6 protein-coding genes are annotated in these 13,970 nt (G+C 36.8%); all 6 read left to right on the top strand.

Annotated features, from left to right (window positions below):
• Positions 1-33: 33 nt before the first annotated feature.
• The 6 genes from ACR5KR_RS31030 to ACR5KR_RS31005 all read left to right on the top strand — a co-directional run bounded on the left by ACR5KR_RS31030 (position 34) and on the right by ACR5KR_RS31005 (position 13,907).
• Positions 34-4,650: a beta-ketoacyl synthase N-terminal-like domain-containing protein gene (locus ACR5KR_RS31030; RefSeq protein ID WP_448269185.1), complete on the top strand. Its 4,617-nt coding sequence runs from the start codon at positions 34-36 to the stop codon at positions 4,648-4,650.
• Positions 4,651-4,704: 54 nt separating this feature from the next.
• Positions 4,705-5,466, top strand: a complete 762-nt coding sequence (locus tag ACR5KR_RS31025; protein ID WP_448269184.1) for a class I SAM-dependent DNA methyltransferase — start codon at positions 4,705-4,707, stop codon at positions 5,464-5,466.
• A 187-nt stretch (positions 5,467-5,653) separates the two neighbouring features.
• Positions 5,654-9,736, top strand: a complete 4,083-nt coding sequence (locus ACR5KR_RS31020) for a non-ribosomal peptide synthetase (protein WP_448269183.1) — start codon at positions 5,654-5,656, stop codon at positions 9,734-9,736.
• Positions 9,737-9,759: 23 nt separating this feature from the next.
• Entirely contained in the window at positions 9,760-11,139 is a 1,380-nt protein-coding gene (locus ACR5KR_RS31015; protein ID WP_445629003.1) for a cytochrome P450, read from the top strand.
• Positions 11,140-11,177: 38 nt separating this feature from the next.
• Positions 11,178-12,512, top strand: a complete 1,335-nt coding sequence (locus ACR5KR_RS31010) for a cytochrome P450 (protein ID WP_448269182.1) — start codon at positions 11,178-11,180, stop codon at positions 12,510-12,512.
• A gap of 18 nt (positions 12,513-12,530) precedes the next feature.
• The gene (locus ACR5KR_RS31005; protein WP_445629001.1) at positions 12,531-13,907 is read left to right on the top strand and encodes an MATE family efflux transporter; all 1,377 of its coding nucleotides are present in this window, start codon (positions 12,531-12,533) and stop codon (positions 13,905-13,907) included.
• The last annotated feature ends 63 nt before the right edge of the window (positions 13,908-13,970 follow it).

Genomic DNA, 13,970 nt, shown 5'->3' with positions numbered 1-13,970 from the left:
TAACTTCAGTTAGTTTATCTAGATCGAGAAATTATGAATACCAATATACAACAAGAACAAACAGCAAATATAGATATAGCAATAGTAGGAATGTCTGGCCGTTTACCTGGAGCAAAAAATATTGATGATTTTTGGCATAATCTTCAAAATGGTGTTGAGTCTATTTCATTTTTTTCCAATCATGACTTAGTAGATTTAAATATTGAAGAGGAAGTTTTAAACGAATTCAATTATGTGAAAGCAGCACCTGTATTAGAAGACATTGAGTATTTTGATGCTAAGTTCTTTGGTTGCAGCCCTAGAGAAGCTGAATTAATGGACCCCCAACATCGCCTATTCATAGAATGTGCCTGGGAAGCTCTTGAAAATGCTGGATACGATCCAGAAACCTATGAAGGTTTGATTGGGGTTTACGCTGGCGTAAGTACAAATAGTTACTTTTTTCACAATATATATGAAAACGTTAATTTAATAAATATTTCCAATAACTATACTCTGAACAAAGATTTTTTGACCACCAATATATCGTATAAATTAAATTTAAAAGGACCAAGTGTAGGTATCCAAACTTACTGTTCTACTTCATTAGTCGCTGTACATTTAGCCTGCAAAAGTTTACTTGATGAAGAGTGTGATATTGCTTTAGCAGGTGGGGTTACGATTATAGTTCCACAAAAGTCAGGTTACTTATATGAAGAGGACGGAATTTTGTCTCCTGATGGTCATTGTCGAGCCTTTGATGCTAAAGCACAGGGTACTATTTTCGGCAGTGGACTGGGAATAGTCGTTTTAAAAAGATTAAAAGATGCAATAGCAGACAGAGATTACATTCATGCAGTTATTAAAGGTTCAGCAATCAACAATGATGGCTCTTTAAAAGTTAGCTATACAGCACCTAGTGTAAATGGCCAGGCTGAAGTTATTGTAGAGGCTCTGGCAAATGCTGGAATAGATGCTGATGATATTTCCTATATTGAAACTCATGGAACTGGAACAGCTGCTGGAGACCCAGTAGAAATTGCTGCGCTCACTAAGGCTTTTCGTGCTTTTACGCGAAGAAATGGCTTCTGCGCTGTAGGTTCAGTAAAACCAAATATTGGACATCTAGACACAGCATCTGGTGTTGCAAGTCTGATCAAAACTGTCCTAGCATTAAAATATAAACAAATACCTCCTAGTATAAATTTTGAAGCTCCCAATCCTGAGATTGATTTTGCTAACAGCCCCTTCTACGTTAATACTAAACTTACCGAGTGGAAAGCTAACAATACTCCCCGGAGAGCAGGAGTTAGTTCCTTAGGTTTTGGTGGAACTAATGCCCATCTGATTCTGGAAGAAGCCCCTGACATTAAATATTTTGATGACTCTAGACCTTGGGAATTGATATTATTATCAGCCAAAACTAGCACAGCCTTAGATACTGCGACTGAAAATTTGGTTACGTATTTAAAACAATATCCAGATATAAATTTAGCTAATGTTGCTCACACTTTAAAAGTGGGTCGTAAAGCTTTTAACCATCGCCGAATTTTGGTGTGTGAGAGTGTTCAAGATGCTGTAAGTGTCTTGGCGACACAGGCGCAGGAACGGATTTTTACTGTATGTCAAGAGCATAGAGAACAGCCAGTCATCTTGATGTTTTCAGGACAAGGGTCACAGTATGCAAACATGGGTCGGGAACTGTATGAAGTCGAACCGACGTTTAAAAAACATGTAGATACTTGCGCTGTGATTTTGCAAGAGCATCTAGGTATTGATATCCGTTCCTTACTTTATCCCAGAGAAGAAGACACTCAAGCAGCTAGTTTGCAACTACAACAAACAGCCCTGACCCAAAGCGCGTTATTCGTTACAGAGTACGCCCTGACTCAGTTATTAATGTCTTGGGGTGTGCGACCAGAAGCAATGATTGGTCATAGTATTGGGGAATATGTCGCCGCAACCATTGCAGATGTATTTTCTCTCGAAGATGCCTTAAAAATTGTGGCAAAAAGAGGACAGTTGATGCAACAGTTGCCCTCTGGGAGTATGCTGGCAATTAGGCTGCCAGAAAAAGATGTGCAGTTGCTGCTGTCTGCACAAACGTTGTATCAAACATCTCTACAAATCGCAGCGATTAACAGCCCATCTTCTTGTGTAGTTTCCGGAACAAACCAAGCAGTTGCAGCCCTAGAAAAACAATTATCCTCTCAAGAAGTTGAATGTCGGCTGTTGCATACATCTCATGGATTTCATTCGGCGATGATGGAGCCAATATTGCCAGCATTTATTCAGGTGATAAAAACAGTCAAACTGAATCCACCACGCATCCGGTTTATTTCTAATGTAACTGGCAGTTGGATTAGTCAAGAGCAAGCGACAAATCCGAATTATTGGTGTCAACATTTACGAGAAACTGTCAGATTTTCAGATGGGATATCCCAACTCATACAGCAATTTGAAGGTGTTTTTCTGGAGGTGGGACCAGGGCGAACTTTAAGTACATTAACGACACAGCATTTGGACGGAAATGCCAAGCAACAGGTATTGACTTCCTTACGCCATGTTAAAGAACAGCAATCGGATGTTGCTTGGTTGTTGCAAACATTAGGTCGCTTGTGGCTTTCTGGTGTCGAAATAGATTGGTCGGGATTTTATACCCATGAGCAGCGTCATCGTTTGCCTTTGCCTACTTATCCTTTTGAACGACAAAGGTACTGGATTGATGCGAAATCCCCATCCACTTTAGTAAATACAAAATCAATAACATTAGATCATAAACAAGATATTGCTGACTGGTTTTATATTCCTTCATGGAAGCGCTCTTTACTGCATAATTCATCCTCTTATCCAATAAAATCTGCACAACAAAAATGGCTATTTTTTGTGGATGATTTGGGAATGGCGGAAAAAGTAATTGATGTATTAAAAAATCAAACTAAAAATATTATTTTTGTTAAAAAAGGAGAATATTTTAGTAAGTTAAATGAGGATATTTATACAATTAATCCATATATAAGTGAAGACTACAATACTTTAATAAAAGAATTAGTATTATCAGGTCAAACTCCAGAAAAGGTTGCTTATTTTTGGAGCGTAAGCTATGTTGAAACCCGTCAAAAATGGAATTATTTAGAATTAAACAGTTTACTATTTTTAATGCAGAGCTTTAGTAAACTGAAAATTAGCGATCGCTTGCAAATTTTGGTCGTATCGAACAACATCCAAGAGGTGAATGGGAATGAAAAATTAGACCCAGAGAAAGCAGCCATCTTAGGTTTATGCAAAGTCATCCCTCAAGAGTATCCTAATATTACTTGTCGATGTATTGATATTGCTTTAACTAATCGCAAAGACGCAGAAAAAGGACAAGAAGATTGTGAGAGTAATATTATTGACCAACTTTTGGATGAGTTGACCTCTGTATCGTCAGACATAGTAGTTGCTTATCGCGATCGCTACCGTTGGGTACAAACGTTTGAGCCAGTTCGCTTAGAGTCAGTAGTTAACGAAAAAACACCATTGAGAAAACAAGGTGTTTACCTGTTTACTGGCGGTTTAGAAAGTATTGAAGTTGTGCTTGCAGAATATTTAGCAAAAACTTTTCAAGCAAAACTCATATTTATCGAGGGTTCTAGCTTCCCAGAAAAAGACGATTTCTCGCAATGGCTGGAATCTCACACTCAAGAAGATGAAGTGAGTTGCAAAATTCAACAATTGCTTGTATTAGAGAAATTAGGTGCAAAAGTTTTGGTAATGCGTGCAGATACAACTAATTATGAGCAAATGTCTCATAGTCTTACATCTGAAAATATTAGACAAATCAATGGGGTCATTTATTCAACTAGAATAAAACGCGAAAATATATTTGGTTCAATTACAGAAATTAGTAAAATAGAATTACAAAAACTTTTAGACTCCCAACTTTGTAAGATTACAGTATTAGAACAAGTCTTACAAAATATAAAATTAGATTTTTGTATTATTTTTTCTTCTTTATCTTCCATTTTAGGAGGATTTGGATTAGGCTTATATTCAGCAGCTAATCAATCCATTGACACCTTTACTAATCGACACAACAGGAATAATTCTTTTCCGTGGTATATTATAAATTGGGATAAATTACAACTGAATACTAACCAAGAAGAAACAACACTTGCTCAAGTATATGGGTCAAAATTAGATATTACCCAAACAGAAACTGTAGAACTATTTAAACGAGTATTTTCTTTAAGAGAAGGAACTCACATTATTCTTTCTAAAGTAGATATTAATATAAGAAAGAATCATATATTTAGCCTCAACTCTCTGGCACGTTCAACATCAACTAATCAATTAAATTTATCTTCACACTACTCTAGACCTAGCCTTAGTAATTCCTATGTTGCTCCGACAAATGAGTTGGAAAAACAAATTACAGAAATATGGCAAGAGGTACTTGGGATTGCAGAAATCGGTATTTACGACAACTTCTATGAGTTAGGAGGTGACTCACTAATTGCAACTCAATTAGTTTCTCGATTGCGAACCAAATTCCCTGTAGACTTACCACTACGTGATATTTTATTTGAAGCAATGATACCAGCCAAACAAGCAGAAATAGTTGAACAACTTCTATTGGCAAAGATTGAAGAATTATCCGAAGAAGAAGTAGCAGTTCTTTTGTTATAAGTTTCCCAAAATACTTGATTTTAAATTTTTATCTAGAAATAGGAAAAACAGTTTATGTCTTTAGCCAATAATGATGGAAATCACAATCCTATTGCTTCGGTCTATAACGCTATAGGTGTCACTTCCGAGGCGGAAAGTATAGCACTAGTTTTAGAACAATTAATGCTAAAACACCTCTCTAAAGGAACACATATTCTTGACATTGGTTGCGCTAACGGACAGTTAGTCCAACAGTTTCATATCAGAGGTTATCAAACAACTGGACTTGATTGTTCTGAAAAACTATTGCACCACGCCCAAATAAATGCACCTGAAAGTAAATTTATTCTTAGTGATATACGTAATTTTGAGTCGCTACCCACCTATGATGCAGTTTTTTCAAGAAACACTCTCGGCTTCATTCTAAACCTTGAAGAATTGACAACTGTCTTCCGAAACGTATATGGAGCGATGCATAATAATGGTATTTTTGTGTTCGCCATAGTAACTGGGGACAGTGTATTGCGTGATAGTTTTCTACAAGATTACAATATATGTGATGTCAATGATAAATATGTTTATCTTGAAAAAGGCAAATACAACCCAGAAGAAAGGATACGGGAACTCAAGTCCACCACGTTTGAATTGATAAATGGAATTTGGGAGCGTTCGGACAGTACTCTACTGGAAAAAAATTACTTCTCATCAGAAATTCAGTCGGCTTTAGAAAATGTGGGGTTTATAGAAATTAATCAGTATGATAGCAAAGATTTTGGAGACCCTACTCCAGCAGGTGAAGATTGCTTCGTTTGTCGAAAACCATCCCTGACGCCATAGTATAATTGCAGAGATTAGTGGCTAAGTCAAAATTAATTTTTTTGATGATAGGACTTGTCACTTAATAAGCTTTTGATAACAGTATAGTTATCTGAATCAAGAGTTTGGGAATGAAAATTTTTATTAAGCGGCAAGTCAAAATTTAGCTAAAAAACTAAAAGTAATAAATATTAATAATTTCTTGGCAATGGATAAACAAGACTTTAATTTATCACCAGCAAAAAAAGCCCTTTTAGAAAAATGGAAGAGAGGAAATATTCAAGCTGATATTATCCCCAAACGTCAAGTATTTAAAAATATTCCCTTATCTTTTTCCCAACAAAGACTGTGGTTTATCGACCAGCTTTATCACGGGAGTTCTTTCTACAATATTCCCATCGCTTTTCATATCAAAGGACAGCTGAATATTAAAGTACTTCAGCAAAGTCTGAATGAAATTCTCAAGCGTCATGAAGTTTGGCGAACAACTTTTACCGTTGTAAATGGAGAGCCAGTACAGGAGATTGCACCCCAATTAACTTGGGATTTATCTATTATTAATCTTGAGCATTTGTCTGGTAAAGATTGGGAATCTGAGGTTAAACAACTTGTAGCAGAGTCAGCGAAAAAACCTTTTAATTTAGCTAAAGGACTTTTAGTCAGAGCAACTTTACTTCGCTTGAGTGAAGAAGAACACATTTTGCTTGTGACCATGCACCACATTATTACAGATGGATGGTCTTGTAGTGTGTTCCTGCGCGAGCTGTCAATGCTATACGCTGCTTTCTTGACAAATCAACCTTCTCCCTTACCCGAACTCCCCATTCAGTATGCAGATTTTGCAATTTGGCAACGCGATCGCATCCAAGGTGAATTTCTCGCAACCCAACTAAATTATTGGAAGCAACAACTCAAAGGTGAGTTACCTGTACTACAATTACCTACATCCCGTCCGCGACCGAAAGTTACTACTTTCAGTGGTGCCAAGCAGTACTTTACATTCTCAAAAGCCCTGACCGATGTACTCAGACAATTAAGCCAGCGAGAAGACGCAACTTTATTTATGAGTTTGCTGGCAGCATTTAACATATTATTATATCGCTACACAGACCAAGAAGATATCTTAATTGGTTCTCCAATTGCCAACCGCAACCGCGCAGAATTAGAAGGGATGCTGGGTTTATTTGTTAATACTTTGGTGTTACGTAATAACCTCAGTGGTAATCCCAGTTTCCGCAAATTTCTACATCGAGTCCGTGAGGTGACTCTCGATGCTTATGCACATCAAGATTTGCCTTTTGAGATGCTTGTGGAAAAATTGCAACCCGAACGCCACTTAAGCCGAAATCCACTTTATGAAATCATGTTTGTCCTGCAAAATACTCCAACGTCTGTGCAGGAAGTGTCTGGATTAACCTTACGTACTTTGGAATTTGATAGTGGAACAGCTCAACTAGATATTTTCTTGTCGATATCTGAATCTCAAGAAGGGTTAACAGGGTCTTTGGAGTACAATACAGATATTTTTGATTCAACAATGATTACTCAATTTATCAACAACTTCCAAACATTATTAGGGAATATTGTTGATAATCCAGAGCAGCGCATCAGTGAGTTGTCACTACTAACTGCTTCTGAGCAAGAACAACTATTATTTAAATTTAATCAAAATATTGCTGATTATCCTCAAGATGCATCTTTGAATCAATTATTTGAGCAACAAGTAGAATTAACACCTGATTCTTTAGCGTTAATTAGCCAGTCTGAGAAACTGACTTATCGTCAACTTAACCACAGAGTTAATCAACTTGCACATTATTTACAGAAACAGGGTGTAACAAAAGAAACGCTGGTAGCTCTATGTGTGGAACGCTCCATAGAGATAGTGACAGGAATTTTAGCTATTCTTAAAACTGGTGGTGCATACATTCCCCTCGATCCAAGTTATCCAGTGGAACGCCTGAATTTCATGCTTTCTGATTCCCAAGCATCGCTGTTAATTACCAAGCAAGAAATATTAGAAAAACTATCATTATCTTCGGCTAAAACCGTTTGTTTAGATATCCAAAAAGATGAAATTAGTCGAGAAAGTTCAGAAAATCCCATTAGCATCTCTGCATCTGATAAGCTTGCCTATATTATCTATACTTCTGGCTCAACAGGAACACCTAAAGGCGTTCTTGGCACTCATCGCGGTACAGTTAATGGCTTACATTGGCTATGGAAAACCTATCCTTTTACCCAAGGAGAAGTTTGTTGTCAAAAAACAGCTATTAGTTTTGTAGATTCTGTATGGGAAATTTTTGCTCCTTTACTTCAAGGAATTCCTACAGTAATTATCAGTAATGCAACTATACTAGACCCGCAACTATTTATAGAAACTCTGGCCGTTCATCAAGTAAGCCGTATTATACTTGTACCCTCACTACTGCGCTTACTGATTAACAATTACAGTCATCTGCTCAAGAAATTATCGCAGCTCAAACTTTGGATAACTAGCGGGGAAACACTATCTATTAACTTAGCTAAAAGTTTCCGAGAATTAATCCCATTTGCAAAACTAATTAACCTTTATGGCTCCTCGGAAGTTTCCGCCAACGCTACTTACTATGATACTAGTTTATTAGAAGACCAAGCAAGCAGTGTCCCTATCGGTCGTGCTATTGACAATACTCAAACTTATGTGTTGAATCGGGTTTTACAATTAACACCTATAGGAGTGATTGGAGAGCTTTATATTGGTGGTGATGGATTGGCGAATGGTTATTTACATCGTCCGGAATTAACTCAAGAAAAGTTTATTGATAACCCCTTTATTCCTGGAACCAACCTTTACAAAACAGGCGATTTTGTGCGTCATCTAAACGATGGGAGTTTAGAGTATTTTGGTCGTCAGGATGAACAAGTAAAAATTAGAGGTTTTCGAGTAGAATTGGATGAAATTACATCTGCGATCGCACAACATCCAGATGTACAAGAATCTGTTGTAATTACCAGCAATGATGCTCAAGAAAATCAGCGTTTGATTGCCTATGTCGTCACAAATAAACAGGATATAGCTACACAACTGTTGCCCTATTTGCAGCATCATTTGCCTAATTATATGCTACCGTCTGCTTTCGTTGTACTGGATAAGCTTCCACTTACACCTAATGGCAAAGTAGACAAGCATTCTCTGCCAATTGATGAAGTTATCCGACCAACTACTATCCAATCATTTGTTGCTCCTCGGAATTTTACAGAATTATCATTAGTAAAACTTTGGGAAAATCTCCTAAATACTAATCCTATTGGGGTAACAGATAACTTCTTCGAGTTGGGTGGTCACTCGTTTTTAGCTGTACGCTTAATGGCTCAAATTCATGACAGATTTGAGCATAATCTTCCCCTGTCTACTCTTTTTGAAAACCCAACAATTGAAAAACTAGCAAGCATTGTCAGTCAGCCAGCCCGTCAGAGTTCTAATTCTCCTTTAGTAGCAATTAACTCTTCTGGTTCTAAGATACCTTTTTTCTGTATGCATGGTGCTGGTGGAGGTATTAGTCACTATTTTAATTTATCCAGAAGACTTGGTGAAGATTATCAATTTTACGCTTTGGAAGATACCTTAGAACAAGACAAACCAGAAATTATTTCAGTAGAAGAGACAGCAACTCGCTACCTCCAAGAAATTCGCAAAATACAACCAAATGGCCCTTATCTTTTAGGTGGTCATTGTTATGGCGGTGTACTTGCTTTTGAAATAGCGCAACAATTACAAAATAAGGGTCAAACAGTAAGTTTATTAGTTGTCATCGATGCCATACTATCAGAAACACCCATTGAATCTACAGACGATGACGATGCAAAATTTTTACTCCGTATCGCTGAATCAATAAAAACCGATAATAATATAGACTTTTTAGTACCTTTTGAAGAACTTCGAGATTTGCCATTAAATCAGCAACTTAATTTTATTAATCAAAAAGCAAATTTCATTTTTAGCGAGCCGGAGATTAACGATTTCCTTCACCATTACAAACTGTTTAAATCTCATGTTCAAGCTATGCGAGGTTATATCCCGCAGATTTATCCTGGAAAACTGACTTTATTCCGAGCAAATCAGGAAATAATTCATGATTTTGAAAACCCCGAATGGAATACCGACGATCCATTTCTAGGTTGGAAGAAATTTTCAAAGCAACCTATACAAATGATTGAAATTCCTGGCGACCATTTCTCAATTTTTGTAGAACCTTATATTCAGGAATTAGCAAGATATCTGAGAGTTTGTATTGATAATGCTGTATAAAATAATGGGAGTAAAAAAGACTGATGAAACTACCTCCAGGGCCAAAAACTCCTGCTTGGTTGCTAGCTCTGCAATTCGAGGCTAACCCCTTTGGCTATATGGATGCTAATTCCCAACTTTATGGGGATATGGTGACTAGAATGCTTGGTTCTACGCCGATGATTTATGTTAGTAATCCTTTAGCTATCAAGCAACTTTTCACCAATACTAGAGAAATTACCGCATCTGGTACCTTGAACCAAGATTTTGCCCTGTTCACAGGAACTCAAGGAATACTGCAACTTGATGGTTTAATTCACAAAAATCGACGTAAGCTCCTCATGCAGGCTTTTCATGGAACGCGAATGCAAGCCTGTGGACGACGTATCTGCGAACTTACACAAAAAATTATGGCTCGACAAGCGATTGACAAACCTTTTATCGCTTACTCAAGCATAGAAGAAATTACGCTGTCGATAGGTATAGAGGTTGTACTGGGATTACCTGAAGGTAAACGCTATGACAAACTCAAGCATTTATTTGTTTCTATGTTCAAATCCGAGCGATCTAAACTTTTTAAATTTATTACCAAACTACCTTTAGGAAACCGGGATTTAGGTCGGTGGAGTCCAGAAGGATATATGCTTCATCTCCGACGGGGAATTTTTCAATTGCTATATACGGAAGTGCAGGAACGCCGCCAGCAAGCAGATTATTTACGCACTGATATGCTTACCGATCTGATATTTGCTGCTGATGAAACAGGTGAACCATTAAGTAATCAAGAAGTGCGCGACCTTCTATTATCGCCTATATTTGCAGCTCAAGACGCTTCCGGAACTGCGATCGCTTGGTCTTTGTACTGGATTCACCGTTTACCTGCTATACGATCGCGCCTGCTGGAAGAAATTGATAGTCTTGGTGAAAACCCAGACCCTATGAACATTGTCACATTACCCTACCTAAATGCTGTTTGCAACGAAGCTTTACGAATTTATCCAACTCAGTTGTTTGCATTTCCCAGGTTGGTAGAATCGACCGTTGAGATGATGGGTTACGAGTTGAATCCCGGTACAATACTTATTGCTAATATTTATTCTACACATCAGCGAGAAGATTTATATCCCAATCCCAAAGAATTTCAGCCAGAGCGCTTTTTAGAAAAACAATTTTCTCCCTACGAATTTCTCCCATTTGGTGGTGGTTCTCGTATTTGTATTGGCGGGACTTTTGCTTTATTTGAAATGAAACTTATATTAGCAACTATTCTGGCAAATTATGAATTAGAGCTAGTTAGTCAGCGCCCAGAACGTCCCAAATATGGAGGTCTGATTTGTTATCCAGCTAGCGGTGTGAAGATAGTCATACGTAGTCTGCGTCAAAATCAAAGACAATCGCAACCATCCGTAGTCGGTTTAGTTTAAGAACTATCAATTATTTAACATTTGTCAGAAAAATACCAATGAAACTACCTGATGGACCAAAAACTTCTCCCCGATTACTCAATCAATTTGAAACCGATCCTCTTGCCTTCATGGATGCTATGGGCGATCGCTATGGCGACATTTTCACTATTATGGCTGATTCAATACCTCTAGTAATAATCAGCAACCCAGAAGGGATGAAGCAGATTTTTACTAATGCAAAAGAGATTACAGCTTCTGGTAAGTTGAATCAAGGTGGAGAATCAATTGTCGGCAAGTATGGGTTGCTTGCACTAGATGGGTTGCGTCACAGAAATCGCCGTAAGTTGTTGATGTCACCTATGCGCGAAACCCAGACACAAGAATATGGACAGCATATTTGTAGAGTAACAGAAAAAGTAATGAATCAACTGACTTTAGGTAAATCTTTTTTTGCTTACCCCACTATGCAAAAGATTACCTTAGAAGTAGTTTTGCCATCATTATTTGGATTACATCAAGGAGAGCGTTACGAACAATTTCGACAACTGTTTTCTAATTTAATAAGTTACGCTCGGTCTCGCTGGTTAGATATATCTCTGTCCTACCCTTTTCTCAAAAGGGATTTGGGTCGCTGGAGTCCTTGGGGATACTGGCTTCACTTACAACGGCAATTTGACAAACTACTCTACATCGAAATTGAAGAGCGCCACCAACAAGTAAATCTTTTGCGTACCGATGTATTATCAGAACTGGTCTTGGCTTGCGATGAAATGGGTCAACCAATGACCTATGAATATATACGAGATTTGTTTCCATCATTGCTATTTGGTGGTCAAGATGCGTCAGCTACTGCTATAAGTTGGTCTTTGTACTGGATTCATAGTGTACCTGGTATTCGCGATCGCTTATTAGAAGAACTTGACACTCTTGGTGAATCCCTAGAACCTGCGAAGATTATCGCATTACCTTACTTAAATGCTGTTTGTAATGAATCCCTACGAATTTATCCAACTCAGGTTGTGACATTTCCACGACTTGTAGAATCACCAATTGAAGTCATGGACTACAAATTAGACCCAGGAACCGTAGTAAGAGGATGTATATACTTGACTCATCAACGAGAAGATTTATATCCACAACCAAAGCAATTCAGACCAGAGCGCTTTCTAGAAAAAGAATATTCTCCTTATGAGTTTCTACCATTTGGTGGTGGCGCTCGTCGCTGTCCAGGTGAGCTACTAGCACTTTTTGAAATGAGACTGGTATTAGCAACAATTCTCTCACGCTATCAATTAGCGTTAGCACATAAAAGAGTAGAGAAACCTAAAGCTAGGGGCGTTAACTATCCTCCTGCTAGTGGCTTGAAGATGGTAATGCTTGGGTCACGGTAATAAGTAAATCAATTAAAAATGACTTCAAAAAATCAATCTAAAATAAAAAATGAGATACTTCAAGGTAACATCTTAAAACTGATGTTAAAGTTATCAGCTCCTGGCATTATAGTAATGCTGCTGATTAATATGAATGCTTTTATTGATGCTCTATTTGCTGGGCAGTTTATCGGAGAAACAGCAATTGCTGGCATATCTTTAGCTCTACCACTTACTGCTATCATTGATGGTTTTGCTTACTTAGTTGGAACAGGTTCAGCTTCTGTACTGAGCCGAGCTATTGGTGCGGGAGATATAAAAACTCAGTCCAAAATATTTGGCAATTTAATTATAATGGGTATTTTTATATCCTTTTTTATTACTATAATTGGCTACAGTTTTAGTGAAGAATTAATTAAACTAATGGGAGGAAGTGGTCAAGTAGCTTTTGCCGGTTCTGAATATTTTAAAACTTATATACTAGGCTCAGTATTTTATATTTTAGCAGTAGCTTCCAACCAACTTATTAAGTCAGAAGGTAAAGTTAGATTAGCTATGATTTTTGCAGGTATTTATGTCATTATTAATATAATTTTAAATCCTATATTTGTTGTAGTTTTTCATTGGGGTATCCGAGGAATTTCTCTTGCTACCGTTATTGCTATGATAGTATTTTGCATAATAAACTTTATATATTTCTTATCTGGTAAAAGTTCTATTCCAGTTAATCCTAGAAAGCTTGCTCTAGCAATAAATTTACTTCCGGGAATTTTATCAGTGGGAATGTCAGCACTACTCGCTAATGTTATGGAATTAGTTCAAAATTTTGTTGTTTTTAAATCTATCTCTTATTATGGAACAAATAGTGATATTGCTTTCTATGGAGCAACTATAAGATTAACTTTATTAGCATTCATTCCTTTAAATGGATTTGTTCAAGCATTACAACCAATGATTGGCATAAATTATGGAGCTAGAAATTACGATAGAATAAAAAAAGCTTATTTTACTTTTAGTATTTGTGCGACTGCTTTGGCTGTATTATTTTGGTTACCAATGCAATTATCACCAGAAACATTTCTAAGTTGGCTATTGCCAAATTCGACTTTCACAAACAATGATTTACTCAATTTTCGCGTTTTGAGTTTATTAATACCAACAATAGCTTTTGTTCCCTTTGGTTCAGTTTTATTTCAGTCTATAGGAAAGGGTAAAACTGTTTCTATAATAATTATTTTAAACAATATAGTTTTATTTATTCCATTAGTGGTAATTCTATCAAAATTACTAGGTGTAAATGGTGTATATTATGGAATAGTTCTAACAGATTTTTTACTTATGATTGTTGCCCTTTTGTTAACATTTATTGAATTCAAAAAAATGACGATAAATCATCTAAAAGATAATCCTTATTAGACTATTTATAAAGATTCAATTGTATTGATTTTAAATTGTAGTTCTCACACATCCATATATATT

This window comes from Nostoc sp. DSM 114159, from assembly GCF_053470285.1.
Note: the sequence above shows the minus strand (reverse complement) of the source record. Positions and strands in the feature narration are given on the sequence as shown.

Coding starts and splice junctions, on each gene's coding strand:
- ACR5KR_RS31030 (WP_448269185.1), top strand. CDS start 34: ATGAATACCAATATACAACAAGAACAAACAGCAAATATAGATATAGCA.
- ACR5KR_RS31025 (WP_448269184.1), top strand. CDS start 4,705: ATGTCTTTAGCCAATAATGATGGAAATCACAATCCTATTGCTTCGGTC.
- ACR5KR_RS31020 (WP_448269183.1), top strand. CDS start 5,654: ATGGATAAACAAGACTTTAATTTATCACCAGCAAAAAAAGCCCTTTTA.
- ACR5KR_RS31015 (WP_445629003.1), top strand. CDS start 9,760: ATGAAACTACCTCCAGGGCCAAAAACTCCTGCTTGGTTGCTAGCTCTG.
- ACR5KR_RS31010 (WP_448269182.1), top strand. CDS start 11,178: ATGAAACTACCTGATGGACCAAAAACTTCTCCCCGATTACTCAATCAA.
- ACR5KR_RS31005 (WP_445629001.1), top strand. CDS start 12,531: ATGACTTCAAAAAATCAATCTAAAATAAAAAATGAGATACTTCAAGGT.